This is a genomic window from Parachlamydia acanthamoebae (genome assembly GCF_000875975.1).
Classification (GTDB): domain Bacteria; phylum Chlamydiota; class Chlamydiia; order Chlamydiales; family Parachlamydiaceae; genus Parachlamydia; species Parachlamydia acanthamoebae.
In genome coordinates this window covers 52072-75346 of record NZ_BAWW01000028.1, presented here as the reverse complement: position 1 = coordinate 75346, position 23275 = coordinate 52072, and the positions used below count along the sequence as shown (strand labels likewise).

19 protein-coding genes and 1 tRNA gene are annotated in these 23275 nt (G+C 38.4%); 10 read left to right on the top strand and 10 right to left on the bottom strand.

Annotated elements, in window-relative coordinates; translation table 11 throughout:
- Positions 1-3: 3 nt before the first annotated feature.
- From AOM43_RS06840 to AOM43_RS13405, 3 genes are all read left to right on the top strand, one after another.
- Positions 4-1377, top strand: coding sequence for an ABC transporter ATP-binding protein/permease (locus tag AOM43_RS06840; protein WP_059359584.1), 1374 nt, complete (start codon positions 4-6; stop codon positions 1375-1377).
- A complete protein-coding gene (locus tag AOM43_RS06835) occupies positions 1367-1996 on the top strand; it encodes a radical SAM family protein (RefSeq protein WP_059359582.1) in 630 nt (209 codons plus the stop codon). Before AOM43_RS06840 ends, AOM43_RS06835 begins: the two co-directional genes overlap by 11 nt.
- Positions 1997-2403: 407 nt before the next feature.
- On the top strand, positions 2404-2562 hold the full coding sequence (locus AOM43_RS13405) for a hypothetical protein (RefSeq protein WP_161792759.1): 159 nt from the start codon (positions 2404-2406) through the stop codon (positions 2560-2562).
- Positions 2563-2637: 75 nt separating this feature from the next.
- Here AOM43_RS13405 and AOM43_RS06830 read toward each other — a convergent pair whose 3' ends face one another.
- Positions 2638-4164, bottom strand: coding sequence for an ankyrin repeat domain-containing protein (locus AOM43_RS06830; RefSeq protein WP_059359580.1), 1527 nt, complete (start codon positions 4162-4164; stop codon positions 2638-2640).
- 184 nt (positions 4165-4348) lie between these two features.
- Here AOM43_RS06830 and AOM43_RS06825 point away from each other — a divergent pair, with 184 nt between their 5' ends.
- The 3 genes from AOM43_RS06825 to AOM43_RS06815 all read left to right on the top strand — a co-directional run bounded on the left by AOM43_RS06825 (position 4349) and on the right by AOM43_RS06815 (position 9475).
- Positions 4349-6475 carry an ABC transporter substrate-binding protein gene (locus tag AOM43_RS06825; RefSeq protein WP_079978246.1) on the top strand — a complete coding sequence of 709 codons (2127 nt, stop codon included), beginning with the start codon at positions 4349-4351 and terminating at the stop codon, positions 6473-6475.
- A 1-nt stretch (position 6476) separates the two neighbouring features.
- Positions 6477-7976 (top strand): ABC transporter permease, encoded by a 1500-nt coding sequence (locus AOM43_RS06820; protein WP_013925460.1) that lies wholly within the window; start codon positions 6477-6479, stop codon positions 7974-7976.
- Between the two features lie 71 nt (positions 7977-8047).
- On the top strand, positions 8048-9475 hold the full coding sequence (locus tag AOM43_RS06815; protein WP_439709379.1) for an ABC transporter permease: 1428 nt from the start codon (positions 8048-8050) through the stop codon (positions 9473-9475).
- Here AOM43_RS06815 and dnaA read toward each other — a convergent pair.
- Positions 9472-10818, bottom strand: coding sequence for a chromosomal replication initiator protein DnaA (dnaA, locus tag AOM43_RS06810; RefSeq protein WP_006342188.1), 1347 nt, complete (start codon positions 10816-10818; stop codon positions 9472-9474). The two genes, AOM43_RS06815 and dnaA, sit on opposite strands and share 4 nt — an antisense overlap.
- Before the next feature lie 268 nt (positions 10819-11086).
- Positions 11087-12073 (bottom strand): ferrochelatase, encoded by a 987-nt coding sequence (gene hemH, locus AOM43_RS06805; RefSeq protein ID WP_013925462.1) that lies wholly within the window; start codon positions 12071-12073, stop codon positions 11087-11089.
- Between the two features lie 264 nt (positions 12074-12337).
- Between hemH and AOM43_RS06800 the strand changes: the two genes are divergently transcribed.
- Entirely contained in the window at positions 12338-13153 is an 816-nt protein-coding gene (locus tag AOM43_RS06800; protein WP_006342190.1) for a substrate-binding periplasmic protein, read from the top strand.
- Between the two features lie 38 nt (positions 13154-13191).
- Here the strand turns inward: AOM43_RS06800 and cmk are convergent, their stop codons facing one another.
- The 6 genes from cmk to AOM43_RS06770 form a co-directional block, all read right to left on the bottom strand.
- Complete coding sequence (gene cmk, locus AOM43_RS06795; protein WP_006342191.1) at positions 13192-13884, bottom strand: (d)CMP kinase; 693 nt, start codon at positions 13882-13884, stop codon at positions 13192-13194.
- 9 nt (positions 13885-13893) lie between these two features.
- Positions 13894-14748 carry a phosphatidate cytidylyltransferase gene (locus AOM43_RS06790; RefSeq protein ID WP_079978245.1) on the bottom strand — a complete coding sequence of 285 codons (855 nt, stop codon included), beginning with the start codon at positions 14746-14748 and terminating at the stop codon, positions 13894-13896.
- Positions 14745-15521, bottom strand: a complete 777-nt coding sequence (gene uppS / locus AOM43_RS06785; RefSeq protein WP_226987436.1) for a polyprenyl diphosphate synthase — start codon at positions 15519-15521, stop codon at positions 14745-14747. The genes AOM43_RS06790 and uppS overlap by 4 nt, the downstream gene beginning before the upstream one ends.
- 174 nt (positions 15522-15695) lie before the next feature.
- Positions 15696-17504 (bottom strand): translation elongation factor 4, encoded by a 1809-nt coding sequence (lepA, locus tag AOM43_RS06780; RefSeq protein WP_006342195.1) that lies wholly within the window; start codon positions 17502-17504, stop codon positions 15696-15698.
- 196 nt (positions 17505-17700) lie between these two features.
- Entirely contained in the window at positions 17701-18324 is a 624-nt protein-coding gene (locus tag AOM43_RS06775; RefSeq protein WP_226987435.1) for a thiamine diphosphokinase, read from the bottom strand.
- A gap of 23 nt (positions 18325-18347) precedes the next feature.
- Positions 18348-18431 (bottom strand) — tRNA-Leu (locus AOM43_RS06770).
- A 234-nt stretch (positions 18432-18665) separates the two neighbouring features.
- On the opposite strand from AOM43_RS06770, the gene AOM43_RS06765 reads away from it, so the two are divergent.
- The gene (locus AOM43_RS06765; RefSeq protein WP_006342197.1) at positions 18666-19139 is read left to right on the top strand and encodes a Dps family protein; all 474 of its coding nucleotides are present in this window, start codon (positions 18666-18668) and stop codon (positions 19137-19139) included.
- A gap of 29 nt (positions 19140-19168) precedes the next feature.
- Positions 19169-20116, top strand: coding sequence for an NADP-dependent oxidoreductase (locus AOM43_RS06760; RefSeq protein ID WP_059359570.1), 948 nt, complete (start codon positions 19169-19171; stop codon positions 20114-20116).
- Here AOM43_RS06760 and AOM43_RS06755 read toward each other — a convergent pair.
- A complete protein-coding gene (locus AOM43_RS06755; RefSeq protein ID WP_059359567.1) occupies positions 20107-21048 on the bottom strand; it encodes a hypothetical protein in 942 nt (313 codons plus the stop codon). The genes AOM43_RS06760 and AOM43_RS06755 overlap by 10 nt on opposite strands.
- Before the next feature lie 156 nt (positions 21049-21204).
- Between AOM43_RS06755 and AOM43_RS06750 the strand changes: the two genes are divergently transcribed.
- Positions 21205-23259: a methyl-accepting chemotaxis protein gene (locus AOM43_RS06750; protein WP_059359565.1), complete on the top strand. Its 2055-nt coding sequence runs from the start codon at positions 21205-21207 to the stop codon at positions 23257-23259.
- Positions 23260-23275 lie beyond the last annotated feature (16 nt).

The following is a 23275-nucleotide window of genomic DNA, read 5'->3' as shown; positions in this document are numbered from 1 at the left end:
TCAGTGAATTCACCATTTCCACTAATAAATAATAAATGGATTAAGGCCACAATTTTTACCATTTTAATCCAACAACTGCTTGTTGCAGGTGGAACCTATTTCTTGGGTCTCATGATAAATGAATTTCCAGTTAAAGGTTTTCAGCTAAATATAGCTTTAATTATTTTTTTTTGCATTTTATTACCCGGATCTCTTTTTCATTATTTAGTAGTTTTTAGCTCTACTCTTGCAGGCAAACAGGCTCAGCTAAATTATTTAACTAGGTATATCAAAACCAATTATAACCATCCGACACATTGGCGCAACGAGGAATCAAAAAATCAAAGACATACTATTATGTGTCGCGGTGGGCAAGATACCATTCAATCAGCTTTGCATTTTTTTATTGATTCAAGCGCGACTACTTTCAATATTATTTTTAATACAATTTCTATCATACTTGTTACAGATTTACTGCTAGGATTATTAATTATTTTTGCAGGAAGTATAGGACTTATAATTATTCATTTTTATGATAAAAAAATTCTGAAATCCAGCAGAGAAGAAATGCTTTCAAATAACAGACTAAATGCGCACTTAAGCCAAAGCTGGGATAATATTATATTAGGAAATCAACTTTTTTTTAATCGCTGGCATGAGTCATTTGACAAATATTTTTTGGACTCTAAACGAGCATCTGTAAATACTGTGAAAAACAAAGATTGGGCAGTGTTTATGGCTGCACTTACAACCAATGGATTAGTTTTAGGTGGAGCATTCTTCTTAGCCTGGTTTAATAAAGATAAAGCAGGTTTTGTTTTGGCTATTATGGCCATGCTACCCCGATGCCTTCAAATTGTAATGCACATGCAAATCATTCAAACATATGTAGCACAGTGGAAAAACTTAAAAGAAAAGTTAACTATTACGATGGAAAGCCTTCAAGAACCTCAGCCTATTGATTTAAGTGCACTGATAAAAAATGAAGAAATCAAAATCCAAACAAAACATCAAAAATTTAAAATTCAAGACATGGAAAAAGTTTTGAAAATACAGAGAACAGGCCGTTTTACCATTACTGGACCTAATGGCGCTGGAAAGTCGAGTTTACTTTTAAGTTTGAAAAACAAAATTGGATTGCCTGCAATTTATCTCCCAGCCCAGCATCAACTTCAGCTTTGCAATTCCCATTTAAGCCTTTCTTCCGGGGAAATCGCTTTATCAGCTTTAACGGATTTAAAGGATGAACAGTATAGCATTCTTATGTTAGATGAATGGGATGCTAATTTATCTACCAAAAATCGCTCAGCATTTGAAGAAGTAATCAGTCAATTAAGTTTGAATCGTGTAATTGTAGAAATTCGTCATTTCTCGGAAGTAGATTCTAATGGGCAATAAATTTGCTAACACAATTACCATCACAACTCAGTGTTCGGGTGGATGCAGCCATTGTCCCTTTTCTCACCCAAATCTACCAAGGGAACATCTTAAAATAAACACAATAAATAGTTTATTTAATTCTAACAAAACTCCTCTTGTTGTTATTTCCGGGGGTGAACCTTTTGAGCATCCTGATATTTCAGAAATATTAGATAATCTGAAAAATCAAACAACTCCTTTTAGAATTGCTACAGGGGGATTTACTGATTTAGCCCTTTGGATAGAAAAATTACAATCATTAGCAAAACCTAGAGGATTTTTAGAGGGGATCTCAATGGGAACAGACGTCCTCAGCACCTTGAGCAATCATAAAAAATGGGTTTCAATTTGGGTTAACAACATAAAGCTATTTAAAGAATATAAAATCCCTTATTCAATCACTTTTACATTGGAAAATAATCTAAAATTCGAAAAAATAGATTTAGAAGCATTAAAAAATTGTCTAGAAATCAAGCCTCAGTTCATTTACCTAAGATTTTTCGATAAAAATTTAGTCAGAGAAGACATAGAAAAAATAATTGACTTATTTGACAACACTCAAATCTTGGAAGATAAGATAGGTCCAATACAGCAATAAGCTACTTAAAAATTTACAGACGAAATTGTATGGATTCAACCATGCTCAATAGCTTTTGAAATATACCACAATCTTTTTCCCCATTATTTCTGAACGTTTGTTAAAGAAGAATATTATGCCAGAAGGGAGTCAAATTGTCGCACGTCTTGCACGACTTTTTTCAAAAGCTAAGAAATTGTCTTTCATCCTGAATAGGCAATATCTTTTCATGAAAAACAAGTTCTGTAGGTCCTTAGCAAGCTTTTCAATAACGTTCGTTCTCCCTCCACTTTTTTGTTTATCTACAATTGTTTTCCCAATCATCAAAACAGGTATTTTTTCTTGCAAACGCCCCGTTTTTTTTTGGCATATATAAATTACATATTTTCTTAAACTTCGTTGTCTTAATTTTAAACAAAGAAGTCCTTATGAGAAAAGAATATCAAGCATCTAAAAATCTCGGAAAATTTTTCCAAAATCTTTTGGAAATCAAAGAATTCATAAAAAATAAATCCTCTAAAAATGAGGATCCTATCTTAAAAGAAATTTACGATAAACTTGACAAAGTGATTAAGCAAAAGAAATAGCGAGACCCAAAGGTCCCGCTAATATTTGAGATAGAAGCCGATAAACTTTTAAAATTTATCGGCTTCTCCATACATTTAGTTAAATCTTCTGATAACGTCTTCTGCCATCTCGTTACTTTCAAGAGATTTGATCAAACCCGCATCTATCCAAGTTTCTCTGGATGGATCCGCTTTTATTAGCATTCCCACCAGTTTAGTATTTCCATTATCAATGGCTATTTTTAAAGCATTTTTCCCTTGATCATTTCTGCAGCGCAAATCTGGATTTTTCAAAAGGAGCCATTCAACCATTTTTTCATTATCTGCATTAACCGCTTCAAGCAATGGCGTATGTGTCCTAATGCCCTCCACAAAATTTAATAAATCAGGCTTTTGTTGAAGAAGTTTTTCTGCTAATTGCTGAGTATAATCTGAGAATTCTTGTTTTGCAAAAAGATGTAAAGCTGTTTGTCTTTGTTTAATTAAACTTCCTTGTACGTTTCCGGCAATGGATGTACTCCACTCAAGATCACCTTGTTCAATATTCCAATCTTCAGATACTTTCGGTTGCATTTCAAGAATTATTTCCCAGTAGCCTTTATAACTCTCTCCTCTTAATTCATTTTTCAGATTTTCAAAAAAAGACTTATTCTCAACTTCTAATGAAGCTTTAATCCCATGCAGCAGGACCGAAGGATGTTGTTTGACTTTACCAATGATTTTTTCCACGTGCTCATCAAACGGTAAAACTGAAAGAATCGTCATAATATGCCTCAAACGAGTTTTATGACTGCTTTCAATTTCCTCATCAGTTCGATAGCGCTCATTTTTTGTGATATTCAAGGCTAACTTTTCAACTGTTTCGGCTAATTGAGCTGTAAGTCCATTAATCCCTCGAAGCTCTTCCGCGCATTCAGAAATATGTTTTTCCCCATCATAAAGGACCAAAAGAAACTCTTTTACATTCTCAGTCACATAACCATTTTTGTTGAGTTGTTCAAGAGCACCCTCATATTTCATTAAAAAAAGAGGTTCTGCAAATCCTCGATCATGTTCACTTAATTCCACCTCTATCTCTTCGTCTTCTACTTCTGAAGTATCTGAGGAGTCATCAGTTGCTGACCAATCTATGCCGCCTTCAGATTCAGAACTCTCATCAATCGTTTCATCTCCCGTCTTGACTGATGTGTCAGTATCTTCTGATTTTCGTGTAGGAGGCCCTATTTTAGTGGCCAAAGCTAAACACTCCAGAAATAAATTCGTGTATTTCAGATTCTTTGGATTTTCTTTTGAACTAGGATCAACTGAAAAGACTCTTTCAAAAATAAGGTTCAGATTTTTAAGATTATCCACATAGTATGCTTCATTAAAAAGCGTAGCTTCATTTTTCGAGATAAAATTTTTAAGCTCTCCTGCGACATGTGTAGCATTCGTTCTTTCTAGTTTAATGTGCATCTTTGCTAAAAAATTTGTCAGTACGCGCCAAAACCTTCCATCCCACTTGCTTGCTTGCAATTTTGTCGAAACAGTTTTGTTATTTTGAACCTCTTGAGCCATATGTGTTAGTTGCGTATGTAACTCTTCCGCAGAGCTTCCGCTAATTAATTTAACTATATTAGGCATAAATTCTCCCTATAAAATATAATATAAAAAAAATTGTATCATAAATGCGTTTTTTCGTTAAGTAATAAACTAATTCCAGTAAATATATAACCTTTTTTTATAACTATATTTTGAGGCTTGCCGATTCCGAAGATTTAGGGTATACGTGTATCAAATCCATGAAAACGATAGGGGGAACCCGACTGTGAATAGAGAGCCAATTGGTTTATACATTTTTCGCTACATCCTGGGCCTTGGCATGTTTGCCTTCATGTGTATGTTATACTGGTCTTCTGTATTGATTGAAAATAATCTGAAAATTGTTCAAACCGATATCGGACAAATTCGCAGCGAACTTTATAACTTAAAAAATGAAAGCGAAAGAATTAGAGATACAATTTCAAATTTACCACGTCAATCGGGAGAATATTCCCCGTCTTCAAGCTCATTGTCTTTACAAAAACCGATTGTGCGCCCTCATATGGATCCTAAACTTCCCAATTTACTAACTGAAGATCCTTTTTATACCACAATTCTTCCTAAAATGCTTCCAAAGCATTTCTCCCCACAAGGAATATTTCGGCAAACAAGCATCGGTAAACCTGACAATTTACATCCCTTTTCTCCTTGGGCTGAAATTAGCCAATGGCAATCCCTTTGCTCCATTTCTTTAGCAAACCTCAAGTTTGGAAGATATGAAACCTTTGCCACAGGTATGGCAATCAAAATGGAGGAACGGATTGATCCAGAGGATGGAGGATTTGAATATTGGATTCACTTGCGTGATGATGTCTTTTGGGAGCCTTTAGAACAACGTTTCTTTAGTGATCGATTCACTTTAGCTCCCCATTTTTTACATAAACATCAAGTAACTGCGCATGATTTTAAATTCTTTTTCGATGCCTTCATGAATCCTTATAATCAGCAGCCTTCAGCTGTCACCAGTAGAAACCAATTTCAAGACGTTCAAAAGTTTGAGGTTTTGGACGACTTTACACTGGTAATTAGATGGAAAACACACGAATTCAAAAATGAAAAAGGAGAGGTGGTTAAACGCCCCCTTTATCGAGCTAAACTCTTAACAGGAAGTTTGAATCCTCTCGCCAGCTTTGTGTATAAATACTTTCCCGATGGGCAAAAAATTATTCCAGACGATACCGATCCTGACACATATCAAACCAATTCTGTTTGGGCCCAAAATTTTGGGATGCATTGGGCTCAAAACATCATTCCAAGCTGTGGAGCATGGAAGTTTGACGGAATGACTGAGCGGATGATTCAATTCACTCGCAATAACAATTTTTATAGTCCCGATCGAGCCTTAATGGAACGTAGAGAAGTTGAGTTTAAAAATACACCGGACGCAGAGTGGCAAACCTTTAAGACAGGTGACATCCAGGCATCCTTTTTACCGCAGGGTAAATTGCTTGAGCTACAAGATTTTTTAAGCTCCCCTCTTTATCAGGAGCAAGCGAAAGCCGGGAAGACAATTCATCAGCTTAATTATATTGGCAATATGTTTTTTTACATTGGCTGGAATCAAAAAACCCCCTTTTTTCGTGACAAAACGGTCAGGCAAGCTCTCACGATGGCGATTGATCGGAATCGGATTATCCAGCAAAACTTAAACGGATTAGGCGTCGAGATTAATGGTCCTTTTACACCGAATTCGCCCTCCTATGATCACTCTATTCAACCTTGGCCGTTTGATCCAGATAAAGCTCGCCGCTTATTGGCTGAAGCAGGATGGGAAGATCACGACGGAGATGGAGTGATCGACAAAAAAATTGATGGAGTCTACGTGCCTTTTCACTTTAAGCTTACCTACTTTGTCAAAAATTCTTCATCAAAAAGCATTTGCGAGTACATCGTGACGGCTTTAAAAGATGTGGGGATTATTGGAGTTCTTAATGGTGTTGATATGGCAGATCTTTCCAATGATTTTGAAAGTAAAGCATTTGAAGCCATCCATTTGGGATGGGGTCAAGGGACTCCCCCAGAGGATATGCGCCAAATTTGGCACTCAAGTGGAGCAAAAGAGAAAGGATCTTCAAATGGAATTGGCTTTAGCAATGCAGAAGTGGACCAGATTATAGATGATTTAGACTATGAGTATAATCCTGAAAAACGACTGGCCCTTTACCACCGCTTTAGTCAAATTATACATGAGGAAGCTCCCTATGTTTTTCTTTATGCGCCGATGATTAAGCTGTTGTACAGAGAAGAACTCCAGAATGTTTTTTTACCAATTGACCGTCAAGATTTGATCCCAGGTGCTAATGTGGCAGTACCCGATTCCAACATTTATTGGTTAAAAAAAATCCAAGCATAATATGTTAACATACATTCTAAGACGTTTACTTTTACTGCCTCTGACCCTATTTTGTATTATCCTAGTCAATTTTGTGATTATCAACTTAGCACCTGGAGACCCTTATACCCAGACAGAGCTTTCTCCACAAGGAATGGCCATCCGCAAAGATGACCGAGCCATTGCCTTTGGGGCAGATGATCGGTATTTGCAATTTCGTGAGTTCTACGGCCTTACGCTTCCCATCCTTTTCAACAATTGGTCCAATATTTCTTTAGAAAAGGTGCAAAAAGATCTGTGGATGCTTGTCCATCGTAAGGAAGCGCCAGAGGCTCCCGAAATGGCCGTGAAAGACTATGATGACCTGCGCATCAAATTTGGAGATCAGTCCCGCTTCATCATGCCTAAATTATTGACCATTCTTCTAAATCCTCAAACCCCTCGCAATATTCTTGAAATGGCTTCTCGCTTTTTCATTAGAGGAGGAACGCAACAAGGCTTTGTAGGATCCCATTTAACTGAACAGCAAAAAATTTTTAACCGAAAAATCGGGAGCGATAATTTCTTTCTACGATCGTTAGTGATCACATCTTTGGACCCCTCTGAACGCGTGCAGGATAAAATTGCAGCTTTAAAAAAATGGTATGATGCGGAATCTGTCAATTATCAATTTGAACCTACCCAAGCACAAAAATGGGCCATATTCTTTTTTGACACACGCTTTTACCGTTATTTTAGTCGTGTGTTGACATTAGATTTTGGAACTTTACGAAACGATCAAACCAAAAGTGTGATTGACGAAGTCACCAGACGTTTTAAGTATTCCCTAACCTTGGCAATTCTTCCCATGATTGTGACTTTTTGTCTTTGTCAGATTTTTGGATTTTTAATGGCTTACAAACAAAATCAATGGCAAGACTTAAGCATCAATTTTGTGTTTTTAATTCTTTATGCCATTCCCATCTTTGTGGTGGCTCCCTTTTTGATTGAAAAAGTAGGACTTAACCACTATTTCCCTTTCACCTCAACACCGATTCCTATTAGTGGCTTCACAAGTCCAGATTATATTTACAATCAAAAAAATTCTTTTCAACGCATTGTCGATGTTTTCTCTCACATTGCCCTCCCTTTAATGGCGATCATTTATGGAACTCTCGCTGCGTCTTCTCGTCTTTCCCGCACGGCGGTTCTAGAAGTTTTACGACAAGACTACGTGCGTACGGCCAAAGCTAAAGGCTCTCCGACTTCCACTATTTTAGTTAGAGATGTTGGAAGAAATGCATCAATTACCATTGTCACGGCATTAGCTGGTTCGCTAGGTGCGATTTTAGGAGGCTCTTTGATTGTGGAAACGTTATTCGACATCAATGGCTATGGTAAATTTTTCTACGATGGTGTGATCAATCGGGACTATAATGTGATTATGTTTTCGACTCTAGCAGGCTCTTTGCTGACTCTGATTGGATACCTTGCCGCAGATATTGCCTATACCTTACTTGATCCACGCGTTACTTTGGACTAACTTTTATGGATATTAATTCTCACTATGACCCTTATTGGTCGATGATATGGAAACAATTTAAAAAGCACCCCATGGGAATGATTGGCTTAGTGATTGTTTGCCTGTTTTTATTCGTGGGAATTTATGCACCCCTCCTAGCCTCAAGTAAGCCTCTTTTTGTGATTTTTGAGAACACTTGGTTCTTCCCCCTTTTTAGATACCTTTTTTATCCGGGGTTTTACACCAAAAGGCTCGATATTTTTTTCAATCTCCTGATGTTTACAACGCCCTTTGCACTCCTTGGATTATGGATGTTACGTAATCATCCAAAAAAACTCAGATGTGTGCTAATGGCGATCTTTTTCATTCAAATGGCCTTGTTTTTAGGCGTGGCGTTTCAAACCTCTCAAGATCCTGGTGCAAGCCCGCAAAATAAACAAAGTTCTTCTTATGATTGGAAGGCCGAAGTCAAGCAAATGAATCCTTATGCACGCCTCAATCTGATTTTACGCTATCAACAACGCGCTAAACAGCATGCTAGGCTTGTCAAAATGGTTGAAGCTCAGGCTGGAGAGGTCTTTAAATCACTCCCAAAAATCACGTCGCTTTGGAACCTTGACCAAGAAAATGACTTATTTATTCTTGAGCAACAGCAAAAAATTTTGGAAAATTCCTCACTGGATTCCGATAGCCATCAGCTGGCGTTGGATAAAATCACATATATTCGAGATCGTCAAAAATGGCTAGAAGCTCAGAGTCAGAAACTTTCTTTTCAAATCATGCCGCTCATTCGCCATTTTCATTGGGAAGAAGATGCGGGTGGAGATCAAAATTTAAATCGTTATATTGAATGGTGGGAATTAACGCGAGTGAATCGTAAAGATCTTGTCTCGGCACTTATTTTTGGAACACGCATCTCTCTTGTGGTAGGGATTTTGTCTGTAGGAGCCGCACTCCTGATAGGAATTCCGATCGGAGCTTTTGCGGGTTATTACGGTGGGAAAGTGGATATTGTGGTATGTCGTCTTTTAGAAATTTGGGAATCGATGCCAACATTTTTTATGCTGCTGATGATTGTGGCTATCCTTCAAAATAAGTCGATCTTTCTCGTCATTGCAATTATCGGATTATTTGGATGGACCACTTTTAGCCGATATATTCGAGGCGAATTTCTTAAACAGCGCAATCTTTCCTATGTGGAAGCCTGTCAATCCTTGGGATTTTCCAACGGCTACATCATGTTTTCCCATATTTTGCCAAATGCAATTCCCCCGCTCTTAACATTGCTCCCTTTTGCGATTATGGGAGCCATTACGAGTGAAGCAGGCTTGTCTTTTCTAGGATTGGGGGAAGAAGGATCTTGCTCGTGGGGAGTTTTAATGGATGAAGGGCGAACAGCTTTCCCGGGGGAAAGCTATTTATTATGGCCCCCTGCAATTCTATTAACCACTTTACTGATCGCTATTGCTTTGGTTGGGGACGCCCTTCGTGATGCGCTTGATCCTAAAATGCACCGCTAAGCAGCGATGTTGCGCTCAACCATTCCAATTTGTCTTCTAAGAATTTCATTGGTTGCCACTTTTTTCTCAATCGTTTTGCAAGCATGCAAAATGGTTGAGTGTGTCTTACCAAAAGAAGCCCCCAACATTTGGAGCGATTCGTTAATCATTTTATAAGCGAGATACATGGCGACTTGCCGAGGAAGCGCAATGTCTTTTGTACGAGTCGATCCTTTAAGATCATTAACACGGACTTGGAAAACAGTTGCTACACTTTTAAGAATTTGTTCAACCGAGATCTTTTTATTGGGTGCTTGCTGCATCATTTCGCGCAAAGTTTTTTCGACTAGCTCTTCTGTAATATTTAAATCGAGTAATTTACAATGTGCACAAAGTCGATTAACGGCACCTTCCAACTGTCGAACGTTATTATAGATGTGTTCAGCGATAAAAAAGGCCACATTATTAGGAATCTCGAGACCTTTTTGCTGTGCTTTGTGTTGCAAAATGGCAACGCGTGTTTCAAGATCAGGCATTCCAACATGCGCAACTAATCCCCATTCCATGCGCGCAATCAAACGCTCAGAAAGCTTAAGCTGCGACGGAGGCTTATCGCTTGTGATCACGATTTGCTTTTTCTGGTTAATCAATGTTTCAAAAGTATGGCAAAATTCTTCTTCAAAGTTGAGACGGTTTTGCAGAAATTGAATATCATCCACTAACAAGACATCGACATCTGAACGATAAAAACGTTTCATTTTATCGACAGATTTATTGCGCAAACTATCAACTAAATCATTGATAAACGCTTCAGTTGTGATGCATTGCACACGTAATTTTTTGTGATGATCTTTAACATAGTGCCCAATGCTATGCAAAATATGCGTCTTTCCTAAGCCTACGCCACCATGAATAAAGAGCAAATTGTAAGATTGTCCCGGCCGAGTCGCAACGCCAATGGCTGCAGATTTGACGAACATATTCGTCGGGCCTTCAATAAAAGTCTCAAAGCGATAATTTTCATTCAGCTTAACTTCATGAGATTGTGCATTTTGCTGAACAGGATGATGATCGACGGTAGGAGTCGGAATAGCAGCAGACTTTTTTTCTGGCGCTACAACCACAAATTCAATTTGCGGCTCCCCTGTTGTCGTAACTGGAAAGAAAAGCTTTAATTCTTTTTTGTAATTGGAAAGAAGGTACTCTTTAACAAAAACATTCGGAACTTCAAGAGTAATCTCTTCGGCTGTCGATTCTAGAACTTTAATCGGGGCTAACCAATTTCCAAAAGCGGCAGCTGAGCAGTGCCCTTTTACGTATTTTAAAAATTGATCCCACGCGTTCTGGGTATCGTTTGCTGACATAGTTATTTAGTCCTTCTTTGAGTTATGAACAACGTTTCCACATCATTGCCAGGGGTTGTTACGTGAGGGAATCTACCATGAGATCTCTTAGCCTGCAAGTAAATTATCATTTCGAGCGCTTTAAATTTTTGTAACTCATTGATTATCAACGCCTGAAGTTTTTTAAAAAGGAATCTATAAATTCCATTTTTTTGTAAACAATTAATTTTTAAAAACTTGTTAATTCAAATTTTATTTAAGCGAATAAAATTGAAACCTTTGCATCTCGTTATCTTCTTCGCACTAACATTTGGTTCAAACAAAAATTACCTTCTTCGAATAATTCTATAATTGCCTGAATCCAAAGTGGATTAAGCGTTAAGCAAGGAACTCGATAAGCATATAAACCAGCAGCACGGACCTTGCTCATATACTCATTTTCAATTTCCACCAACGTTTCGATATGATCAGATGTGAAACTAATTGGGATAAAAACCACATGTTTTCTCCCCATGTTCCACTCTTTAATCCCCTCACATACATCGATTGTATAAGGTTTGACCCACTCCCCCGGTCCAAACTTGGATTGATACGCTAATCTTCCTAACGCACCAGGAAAAGCTTGCATAACAGCACGGACGGAAGCTCGACATTCATCGGTATATAAATCTCCCGTTTCAACAAATTGCAGAGGAATCCCATGAGCTGAAAAAAGTAGAATTACTTCTTGTTCTTGCAGCTGATTTTTAATTAAAAAGTCGCGAATGTGCTCTTGATGTGCTTGGATAAATGTGGGGTAAGCCGCATAAGATTTAATCCAACGCATTTTTAGTGTTGTCATACTAGGAAGGTAACGCTCGAACCAACGCGCAACACTTCCGGTTGTCGCATAGGTAAACTGTGGAAATAGAGGCAACACACGAATTTCTTCACACTCCATTTCCTCAAGCGCTTCAATAAATCCCGCATGTGTCGACGGCAAGTAACGATGAAATGTTAAAAGCGGTGCTTGTAATTTTTCTCTTAAACACTCAGCCAAAAGCTCCGTATCTTCATAAATAGGCGATTTACCACCCATTAAAGCATATTCTTTAGAAATTTTAATCGCGCGCTTTTTCGCCACCCTTTTAAAAAACAGGCGGTGTAAAAATTCGGGCAGCCGCGTCCGAATAACATCTTGATCTGTTAGCAAACTCTCTAAAAAAGGCCGAATTTCATCTTCAGATCTTGGGCCGCCAAAATTAACGAGAAGATATCCTTTGCTTTTAGTATCCATCATCCACCTTTATCTAATCGTATGCTACCGCAATAAGAGGTTAAGCCCCTTTTCCAGTTTTAGCTGTTCAAGTTCGGATAAATCTTGGCAGAACATTTGCCAAAAAGAGGTCTATTTTGTTTTTTTTTAGATTTGTAAACAAGCAGAATAATTGTTTTAAAGAGGGACAAGAATGATTTTTAAGATAAAATTTCTTTGTTTTTTTATTTGAAAAATTTTATATTAGTACTCTACACGAACAACTAAAGATAAGTTTTTCAAATTATGAAACGATTAAAGTTCTTTAATTCCCCTCTTCCCGAAATTAAACCAACCCTGGGGAAATTTTTAGCATTTGTCGCGGTTTTAGTTGGATTGGCCTGGTTCTTTTTTTTCAGCGGAAGCCCGAATCCTCGCTCTCTCGAATATAAAGTTTTCCGAATTGGGAGGGATACATCCTGGTATCCATTGCAATTGCAAGGAAAAGAAAAAAACATGGTCGCTTTTACAAATGAACTCCTGCTCGCTATCGCAAAAACTAGTGGCTTTCATTTTGAAATTTCTGATGTCCGTTCACATACCTTGTTCGAAAACTTGGAAAGAGGGGATTACGATGCGGTTTTGTCTTCTTTGATGCCAAACCAATTGAATCGACAAAAGTATGAATTTTCCGATCCCTTTTTCTTAGTAGGACCTGTCCTCGTTGTGAATCAAGATTCCCCGGCAAAATCTCTGGTGGATATGGAAGGAAAAATTGTCGGCGTTCAAAGAAGCAGTTCTTTAGTTTTCAATATTGCTCAGTATCCTTCGATGATTGCACCTTATGATCAAATCACAGTCGCTTTCGATCAGCTTTTACAAGACAAAATCGACGGTGTGATCACAGATCTGCTGACTGCTTATAATCATACCCATGGGTATTATGCGGGTCAACTCAAGATTATTCCTCCTCCCTTGACAAATGAAGGGCTCAGGCTAATCTCAAAGCATGGCGTTGCACAAACGTATCTGCTCACACACTTTAATGAAGGTCTCAAAAAGATAAAAGAAAACGGGGAATATCAAAAACTTTTGACAAAATGGGGGCTGGCTCAAATTTGAGGAGTCAAGCTAAACTAAACCTAACTCCTCAAAAAACGTTATTCCGTGGGAGGGATATGAGTCCGCAATGAATCTTTAAATTCCAGTATTTTAAACACAATTTCATCAACCGTTAAATTAGATGTGTCAATAACACACGCTCCTTCCGGCTGCTTTAATGGAGAAATTGCGCGCGTGGTATCTTTTCGATCGCGCTCGTTAATGTCCTCTAGAACTTTCTGAAGTGTTAAACCTTCCGTATCTTTCGGATATTTTTTTCGCACCTCTTCATAGCGACGTCGTGCTCTGATTTCCGGATCTCCCACCAAAAAAATCTTAATCTTGGCATCAGGGAAAACCACAGTTCCCATATCACGACCCTCAAAAACAGCATTGACACCAATCGCTAATTCTCGCTGGATGTTCACGAGTCTTTCTCGAACTTCTGGAACAGCTGAAACTATCGAAACAGCTTCTGTCACTTCACTTCCTCGAATCTGATCTGTCACATCTTCCTCGCCCACATAGTAAAAACGTTCCCGATGCCGAATTTTGACATCAAACTGGAAACGATCTAAAAAAGCAGTTACCTCTTCAGGCTGATCCAAATCAATCTTTTCTTTCAAATATGCGTATGTCAAGCACCGATACATTGCACCCGTATCAAAATAAATATACCCGATCTCTTCAGCTAATGTTTTGGCTATTGTACTTTTCCCTGTCGCGATGGGACCATCGATTGTAATTATCATAGTGATCTCTCAATGAATTTTAAGAAAAATATACAGAAGAGGAAGCGTGAAAATAAGTGAATCAACAATATCAAGCACTCCCCCTAATCCTGGAAGTTGGTTGCTATCTTTAATCCCTGCATCCCGTTTCAACAAAGACTCGGCTAAATCCCCAATTTGAGCAACAACAGAAATCAAACCCGCTAACCAAATGCTTTCCCAAAAGGATAAATGAATGGGAGGCTTAGAAAAAAGATGAATACCCAGATAAAAAATGACACTAACAGCAACTGACGTTAAAACGCCACCCCATGCACCTTCCCACGTTTTTTTTGGGCTAATGTAGGGAACCATACGACGTTTACCCATTAATCTTCCGGTAAAAAAGGCACCCGTATCAGTCGATTTCGCCACAAGCAGTAAATAAAATAACCACCAACGACCATCTTCTGCCCCATTAAAAGGAAAATAATTAATGGAGAGGGTATAGCTTAGCGGAATGGCCAAGTAAGCAATTCCAAAAAGGGTAATCGCTAGATTGACAAATGGAGAGGCCCCTCCATAAAAACTGTAAATAAAAAATGTTAAGAGAGCGATACCAAGAGTTATCTCTGGCACGACTTGCGCATCTTGCATTTGGGTGCTTAGAAACACAGCATAAACATACAGGACGGAAAACACGATTCCAACAGTCGCTAATGGCTGAAACCCCTTAGCTTTTGCCATCTGATAATATTCCCAAACTGCCGCACCGACAATAGCAGACACAGCTAATGAAAAAAGAGGTCGAAAGAATGAGTATTGAGAAAAGGAAATTAAAAAAATAAGAATGGTTGCGGCTAATGCGCTATAGATCAATCGATATTTTAAATGTTGCGTCATCATCCCCCTAGCCTCCGCTTCCTTTTTTGGAAATCATACAATGCTTCTAACAAATGGGCAGGGGTAAAATCTGGCCATAAAACATCCGTCACATAAACCTCTGCGTAAGAAATTTGCCATAACAAAAAATTACTAATCCGCCATTCGCCACTTGTCCGAATAAGTAAATCTGGGTCTCCGATATCTGCCGTATCCAAACACTTTGCAATTGCCTCTTCCGTAATCTTTTCTGGCGTTCCCCTCTGTTGCATGCAGTCATCTACTATTTGATTAACAGCTCGACAGATATCATCTCGTCCCCCATAATTCACCGCAAGAACCATCCGAATTTGATCGCATTGTTTCGTGAATCGCTTCGTTTCCGCAATCGTTTCAGCGACATTTGCAGGAATTTTTGACAAATCTCCAATCGTATCAAAACAGATTCCTTCTTGTAACATGGTTTCCCTTTGTTCGACAAGATAGACATCTAATAACCACATCAAGGCTTGCACTTCTTCTTGTGGCCTAGCCCAATTTTCTGTCGAAAAAGCATAAAACGTGACAACTTGAACGCCCAACTCCTTACAAGCTTTAACAATTTCAATTAAGTTATCTGCACCTTCTCGGTGCCCAACTTTGGCTGATGCTTGTTGTTTTTTTGCCCATCGTCTATTTCCATCTGGAATAATCGCAACATGTCGAGGGGTAATAGAACGATCGTAGGAAACTAAATCGTCCGCTTGATAAATGGTGTCTGAAGTCAATGGAGAGAACATGGCATTTGAGCTTAACATAAATTCACTAAACATATGGTTTTATCATTAGAATACATAATTTTTGCAAACATACCTGAAAGCAGATTTGAAGCATAGATTTTGTTCATGTTAATCAGTCTAGGAAATCGCTAATCTCGTTCCCATTAATCCGACAAAGTCATCGAGATTTAGCCATATCCATTTTTATCATCTTTATCCACCTGCTTTTAAAACTTCCATGAAAGCACTTTGGGGAATATTCACTTTCCCAATCTCTTTCATCCGTTTTTTTCCTTTCTTTTGTTTTTCCCAAAGTTTTCGCTTACGGGAAATATCCCCTCCGTAACACTTAGCTGTCACGTTTTTCGACATAGCCTTAATTGTTTCCCGTGCGACAACTTTTCCTCCAATCGCGGCTTGAATAGGCACTTTAAAAAGTTGTTGAGGAATAACTTCTACAAGCTTTTCGCAAATGGCACGCCCTTTGCTTTCAGCTTTAGTGCGGTGAACCAAACAAGAAAATGCATCAACAGGTTCTTCGTTTACACGGATCTCTAACTTAATAATATCGCTTGGCTCGTAGCTATCAAATTCATAATCAAACGAACCATAGCCTCTGGTAATCGACTTCAACTTGTCATTGAAATCTGTAATAATTTCGTTTAAGGGAAAGCGGTAGGTCAAGAGCAAGCGTTTAGAATCTAACGTTTCGGTTTTAACACAATTTCCCCGTTTATCCATTCCGAGACTCATTATCGCACCTAAATAATCAGAAGGGATAATAATATGGCACTTGACCCATGGCTCTTCGACCGTATCAATAAACGTCGGATCGGGATAGTGGGCAGGGTTATCAATTTGCAAGACTTGCCCATCAGAAAGTAAAAAGCGATAGATCACGCTAGGAGCTGTGGAAATCACATCGAGATCAAATTCTCGTTGGATTCTTTCAAAGATAATTTCTAAGTGCAAAAGCCCTAAAAATCCACAACGAAATCCAAATCCCAAAGCCAAGCTGCTTTCTTGCTCGATATGCAAAGCTGTATCATTGAGCTGAAGCTTGGTCAAAGCATCGCGTAAGGCTTCAAAATCGGTCGAATCAATCGGGTAAATACCGGCAAAAACCACTGGTGAAATATGTCTAAATCCTGGAAGAGCCTCTGCTGCAGGATATTTTTGCAGAGTAATCGTGTCACCGACTTTCACATCTGATGTTTTCTTAATATTTGCCACGATGTAACCCACCTCACCGGCACGCAACTCCGATACAGGACGTTCATTAGGAGCAAATACACCCACTTCTAAAACCTCAAATGTGCGATCATTCGCCATCATTTTAATGAGTGAGCCTTTTTTGATCTCTCCGCTCATAATGCGCACATAAACCATCACACCGCGATAGTTGTCATAGTGTGAATCAAATACAAGTGCGCGTAATACATCATCTTGAGGTTCTTGAGGGGCTGGAATTTTTTGCAAAATGTCTTCTAAAATACCGTCAATACCAATTCCCGATTTAGCAGAACAGCAAATGGCTTCGGAAGCATCAATCCCAATCACATCTTCAATCTGCTTTCTCACTTCTTCCACATTGGCTGTCGGCAAGTCAATCTTATTAATAACCGGAACAATTTCCAAATTGCGTTCAATGGCAAGATGCACATTCGCTAAAGTTTGCGCCTGCACACCTTGACCTGCATCTACAACCAAGAGGGCTCCTTCACAGGCTGCTAAGGAACGAGAAACTTCATAAGAAAAATCAACGTGTCCAGGAGTATCAATCAGATTGATTTGATAGGTTTCACCATCTTTAGCTAGGTAATGCATTGTGACTGGATGAGCCTTAATTGTAATCCCGCGCTCACGCTCTAAATCCATATCGTCAAGCAACTGCTCTTGCATATCGCGTGCTTCAACCGTGTGGGTAAGCTCTAAAAGGCGATCCGCCAAAGTGGATTTCCCATGATCAATATGGGCAATAATGGAAAAGTTTCGTATTTTCTTGCGATCATATGTATACATGCAAATATCTACTTTATTCTGAAAAAAGGTTAGGTATTAGAATTAATTGCATCCTTTTGAAATCAAATTTACTTGGATTCAATTAATTCAAAAGAATGACTTCAAATAGACAAAATTAAAGCATTTTAGATAAGAATTCAAGAGATAAATCAAAAAGAAATTCCAGATAGCACAGGGCTCTTAAATCAGCGCTGACTTAGCCCGGATTTTGTAAACAACAAAGTAAGCTTCCCTGTACAAATGTAATTTCAACAGAGCTACCGATGCAACTATTTGACTGGCTTAAAAAAGAAAAATCGAGTGTTTGCTGATGGAGATCCCACAACAATCCTTTAGTCGAAACCTGTTGAACAGAACCATTAAAAGGAATCAGTGAAATCGTTTGCCCTGAAAAAGTTTGCAACCGTTCATTTTCTTTTAAAAAAAAGGCGCTTTCAAACTTGGACTGCATTTTAACATGCAAAGGATAGCGAGACATCAAATAGATATTGCTCAAGGTGTGATCTAAGCGGTTCCCAGTCCCTCCAAAGACCGTAATCGATTCAAACCCTTTTTGCAAAAGAATTTGAACGGCGAGAGCAAGATCAGTGTCATCTTTAAGGACCGGGAATTTACAAATAGGTACGGAAGCATAAGCCTGAAGAGCTTCTGGAAGAACGGAATCGAGATCCCCAATGAGAAGATCGGGTACAAGCTGCATGTTAAGACAATGATTAAGCCCACCATCCACAGCTGCTAAAAAAGAAAAGCGCCTTAATTGCATAGAAGTCCATGCTAGATCGACAATTTCTCCATTTGCAATTAGCGCAGCATTCGACATATCTCTCATGAGCTGATAAAAAGTGCGGCCAAGATGACTCGAACATCCACCGAGTTGCCCCGACTAGAACCTGAATCTAGCGCGTCTACCAATTCCGCCATGGCCGCAAGTTAAGTAAGCTTTATAGACTATTCGATATTTTTTGTGAAATAAAATAATCATTCACATGCCTACTCAATTAATCAGAAATAAAAGACTTAATGATTTCTTTTAACCTATTTAAAATTTCACACCCCTACAAATACCAAATAAATATTTGCACAAATTCACCAAAAATTTTACGGTGACATTAAATTCAACAATCTTACCCAACCTACTTTAAACTAACTTGGAGTTATATCATGAAAACATCAAGCGTCAAAGAACAAATCAACTCGGGCCCCATTTGTAAAAGTCTTGCACAAGTACTTGCTGACACCTATATCCTGTATTTGAAAACACAAAACTTTCATTGGAATGTTGTCGATCCACGCTTTTACTCCCTCCATAAGATGCTAGAAGATCAATATGAAGAACTAGCCGAGGCTGTGGATGAAATCGCCGAAAGAATCCGGATGCTCAATGGAAAATCCCCCGCCACGATGAAAGAATTTCTTGAATTAGGCTCCTTATCTGAAGCAGAGGGTGACTTATCTGGTGATGAAATGTTGCAAATGCTCATTGATGATCATGCCTCACTCATCAAAACGATTCGCAAAAAAATTGAAGAATCTCAAACTCTTCAAGACGAAGGAACTGCGGATATGTTCATTCAACGACTACGTGCACACGAAAAAAACCATTGGATGTTGTTAAGTCACTTTGAAGAAGCCTAAAATTTAATCTCACACATTTCGAGGATAGCATGAAAGCGATAATCGTTGAGCGATTTGGAGGAGCAGAAAGACTTAAATTTGGAGAATTTCCAAAACCCCAGTTACAAGAACATGAAATTTTGGTGGAAATTCAATGCACGTCCGTTAACCCAGTTGATTGGAAAATCCGAGAGGGCCTGCTCTCCAAAGTCTTTCCAACACGCTTCCCCTACATTCCAGGATGGGATGCATCTGGAATTGTCGTTGAATGTGGAGCTAAAACAAAAAAATTTAAAAAAGGAGACCGTATTTTTTCCTATTGCAGAAAGTCAGAAGTGCACGAAGGAACTTATGCAGAATATATTAGCATTGAAGAAAAACATGTCGCGCTAATGCCAAGCAGTCTTTCATTCGCTGAAGCAGCTGCAATCCCTCTTGTTGGTTTAACCGCCTGGCAAAGCCTTTTTGACATAGGAAACTTAAAGGCCAACCAAACCATCTTGATTGTGGGAGGAAGCGGTGGAGTTGGAAGCATGGCCATCCAATTTGCCAAACACGCTGGAGCAACTGTTTACACAACAGCTAGCCAAGTACATCATGCCTACGTTAAAAAGTTAGGAGCAGAAAAAGTCATTGATTATCAAAAAGATAACGTTCAAGAAAAGATAAAAGAATGGGAACCCGAGGGAGTGGATGTCATTTTAGATCTAGTCGGAGGACATGCCTTACACGAATGCTATCCTCTAGTCAAAAAACATGGCCGCCTCATAAGTATCGTAGAAAAACCTGCAGTCTTTCAACATATCCACACCGATTACGCCTTTGGAACCCCAAGCGGACAGGAGCTTCAAAAGATTGCCACATTGATTGATCAAGGTAAAATTGTCCCTCCCAAAATCAGCATTTTATCCCTAGAAAAAGCCGCAGAGGCTCAAGAGGAAGTCAAAGCAGGGCATACCGAAGGAAAAATTGTTTTAGCCGTTAAGAATCAACCATGAATGACTTCGACAAATTCCATACTTAAAAAGGGTTCTCCAATCACAGCATAAAGTTTTTGATCCAAATAGCTCGCTAATTCGGGATGCTGTTTTTGGAGCCAGACCCGAAATTTAAAAGTCTTTTTAAATAATTCGTCATGGGAGGTCACAATATTTTTGACATCTTCTCTTTGGGAAAACAGCCCGACATCCACATGAATGGGCTTTCCATTCAGAACAGCTGTATTTTGCATTAGAGCATGGTCTTCATCCACAAATCCCCTTTCATGCTCAAATAGAATCATTTCCGTTAAATCACTTAACAGCTGCTTACTCTCTTCAATTTTACCTTGAGCCATTAAAGAATCAAGCTCTGTGCAAATCATGTTCGCTTTTCTCTGAATGAGAAACTGCATGCCGTCCAAATTAACGGAATGTTTAGTTCCTATTTTATCATAAAGAATCATGGATCGCTTTAGATCGTGGTTGTCATTAAGGTGTGCATAAATTAATCCACCCTCATTTTGCAAATGATCGAAGCTCAGTTTCCAGCTCGCGTACACTCTTTCCAACTTTGTTTGCTTTTTCTCAATTTTTTGCTGTCTGATTTCATCGATGAAAGGGATAAAAGAAAACCATTCCAGCCAAGGTTTTGGTCTATATCTTTGGTATTTGAAAAATTTTATAACAAACTCCTTGTCTTCGCTTTCAAATACATAAGACTGACATCCTTTGCCTAAGTAATGAAAGGATTGATTTAAAATGCGATCTAGAGTTTCTTGCTCCTCACCATCTAGAGCATGCATATTCCAACGAGGATCATAAGAAAATTCCGTGACAATGTTACCGGGAGAAAACCCATCCGTGAAATAATAATATAATCGTCCTGCTCCGTAAGCACAGCTACAAAATACCACTATCCACAAAATCTTTTTTAGATTTTTATACCACATGCCAATCCTCATTCGAATGGAATAAATTCTTTTTTAATAAAACGTAAGTGCATGCTATCAGTTGAGTTATGATTTTGTCAATTTTAAACTAAAATGCTTATTGCTAAAAAAAAAATTCCACTAGAAAATCTAGAAAAATAGCATAAAGGAATTTTAATGACACCCCCACTATTTCAGCTCTTTAGAAAAACAAGCATCAAAACAAAGTTCTTTATTATTTTCGCGCTTACTCTTTTGCTCATGAGTCTTTCTTTATACTATATTTTTAAAGTCAAAAACTTTAGCAATCAATTCATAAAAACTGAAATAGAAAATATCCAATACAATCGAGAAATGTCTAACCTTTTGCAAGGTTTATATAAGCACCAATTATTGATTCACCGTATCTACAATGGGGAATCTTTTTTAAAAGATTCCTTAAAAACACTTCAAGATCAAATTAGCCAACAATTTGAAAGAATTAAGGTATCTCCTCATAAACCGAAAAACCTTTTTCATGTTCTTCAACAACGTCCTTACAACCCATCCGAAAATTGGTTGCTTTCCATTGGGATTGAAGAAGACTGGAAAAACCTTCTTAAAATACCACTTGAACAACAACCTCTTTTGAATAGCGATCTGTACCACGAGCAACTTATCAAAGAAATTCATTCTCTTGTTTCCTATGCAAATCTCTCTCAAAATACAAGCTTGGAAATAGATCCTAAGAATCATTATTATATGCGAAGCGTGATGAGCCAGCTTCCAACGATCCAAGAGCAGCTCGTCAAAATTTTAATCTATGGTGAAAATGCAATTCATGCAGGTAAATTAGTGGGAACAAATCGCCTAAATCTTTTAAATGCGATTGAAACATTTCGATCCAACCTCCTTAGCTCTCATTTGTATCTACAAAATATTGCAGTTAATCAAACAAACCAATCTCCCCTTAATGATTTCTATGAATCTCTGAGAAAATACTTAATTGGATCCGAAGAACTTTTACAATTTGCAGAAAACAATATTATTAACGTCAATCGAATCGCTGTTAATCCCGAACAATTTGCTAATTTGGGAGACAAAACTCTACAAAAAAGCTTTCAGCTATGGAATACTGCCGCCGAACAAATTGAAAGTCTCCTTCAAATGCATTTCGACCATTTTATTAAACGACAGAATCTCACCATTCTTGCCATTATCTTGATTACAGCCTTTTTAATATTGGTCGGATGGATCACCATGGTGCAATGCCTAGATGCCATGCATGAAATTCTTGAAAAAACCTATGAGTGGATTCAAGGAGAATCCCCAAAGGAAATCTCTCTCGATATGCCTGAAGAGTTTGCCCAAATAGGAATTGCTTTTAATAATCTTTCAGAAAAAGCGCGTACACAAGCCGAAAAATTTCACACGGCCGGAATTCATATCACCACCACCACAAATCAAATTTCTGCCGTCTCAAAGCAGCAAGAAGATTTGCTTTTGCAACAACAAACGGCTTCTAAACAAATCACCGAAATGATCCATCAATTATCTTCAAATGCTAATGAATTTGGAAAAATGGTCCAAGATATGAATAATCGAAGTGAGCAGACAGCTGCGTTAGCCCATTCTAGCCATATTGATTTAAATCAAATGGAACAAACCATTCGCGAGCTTGTTGAAACAACTGGAGGGATCGCTTCAAAGCTTGGAATTTTAAACGAAAAAGCAGGCATCATTACAAATGTGATCACCACCATTTCCAAAGTCGCGGATCAGACAAATCTTCTCTCGCTCAATGCGGCGATCGAAGCCGAAAAAGCGGGGGAGCATGGGCGTAGTTTTTCTGTGATTGCAAGAGAAATTAGACGATTGGCTGACCAAACAGCTAATGCAACGTTCGATATTGAAAAAATGATCAATGAAATGGTTTCGGCTGTTTCAGCTGGAGTGATGGGAATCGATAAATTTTCCGAAGAGATTAGAGGGAGTGTCACACAAGCCACAAATCTAAATTCACAGCTAACTAAAATTATTGAGAATATTCACCAACAGGCATCAGCCTTTGAAAAAGTCTCCAGAGAATTAAAAAATCAGCTCAACTACACCAATCAATTACAAAGTGCCCTCCATTTATTGGGAGATGCGACCCAACAGACCAGCACTTCTCTTCCTCAATTCATGGGATTTGTCCACAATTTGAACCAAGTATCAGCTGAAATAAAAGAAATGATGCCAACGAATCACTAAATAAAAAAACCTCACA

What these genes read in the sequence shown, in the direction of transcription:
- AOM43_RS06835 (WP_059359582.1), top strand. Translation starts at nt 1,367, where the DNA reads ATGGGCAATAAATTTGCTAACACAATTACCATCACAACTCAGTGTTCG.
- AOM43_RS13405 (WP_161792759.1), top strand. Translation starts at nt 2,404, where the DNA reads ATGAGAAAAGAATATCAAGCATCTAAAAATCTCGGAAAATTTTTCCAA.
- AOM43_RS06830 (WP_059359580.1), bottom strand. Translation starts at nt 4,164, where the DNA reads ATGCCTAATATAGTTAAATTAATTAGCGGAAGCTCTGCGGAAGAGTTA.
- AOM43_RS06820 (WP_013925460.1), top strand. Translation starts at nt 6,477, where the DNA reads ATGTTAACATACATTCTAAGACGTTTACTTTTACTGCCTCTGACCCTA.
- AOM43_RS06815 (WP_439709379.1), top strand. Translation starts at nt 8,048, where the DNA reads ATGGGAATGATTGGCTTAGTGATTGTTTGCCTGTTTTTATTCGTGGGA.
- dnaA (WP_006342188.1), bottom strand. Translation starts at nt 10,818, where the DNA reads ATGTCAGCAAACGATACCCAGAACGCGTGGGATCAATTTTTAAAATAC.
- hemH (WP_013925462.1), bottom strand. Translation starts at nt 12,073, where the DNA reads ATGGATACTAAAAGCAAAGGATATCTTCTCGTTAATTTTGGCGGCCCA.
- AOM43_RS06800 (WP_006342190.1), top strand. Translation starts at nt 12,338, where the DNA reads ATGAAACGATTAAAGTTCTTTAATTCCCCTCTTCCCGAAATTAAACCA.
- cmk (WP_006342191.1), bottom strand. Translation starts at nt 13,884, where the DNA reads ATGATAATTACAATCGATGGTCCCATCGCGACAGGGAAAAGTACAATA.
- AOM43_RS06790 (WP_079978245.1), bottom strand. Translation starts at nt 14,748, where the DNA reads ATGATGACGCAACATTTAAAATATCGATTGATCTATAGCGCATTAGCC.
- uppS (WP_226987436.1), bottom strand. Translation starts at nt 15,521, where the DNA reads ATGTTAAGCTCAAATGCCATGTTCTCTCCATTGACTTCAGACACCATT.
- lepA (WP_006342195.1), bottom strand. Translation starts at nt 17,504, where the DNA reads ATGTATACATATGATCGCAAGAAAATACGAAACTTTTCCATTATTGCC.
- AOM43_RS06775 (WP_226987435.1), bottom strand. Translation starts at nt 18,324, where the DNA reads ATGTCGAATGCTGCGCTAATTGCAAATGGAGAAATTGTCGATCTAGCA.
- AOM43_RS06765 (WP_006342197.1), top strand. Translation starts at nt 18,666, where the DNA reads ATGAAAACATCAAGCGTCAAAGAACAAATCAACTCGGGCCCCATTTGT.
- AOM43_RS06760 (WP_059359570.1), top strand. Translation starts at nt 19,169, where the DNA reads ATGAAAGCGATAATCGTTGAGCGATTTGGAGGAGCAGAAAGACTTAAA.
- AOM43_RS06755 (WP_059359567.1), bottom strand. Translation starts at nt 21,048, where the DNA reads ATGTGGTATAAAAATCTAAAAAAGATTTTGTGGATAGTGGTATTTTGT.
- AOM43_RS06750 (WP_059359565.1), top strand. Translation starts at nt 21,205, where the DNA reads ATGACACCCCCACTATTTCAGCTCTTTAGAAAAACAAGCATCAAAACA.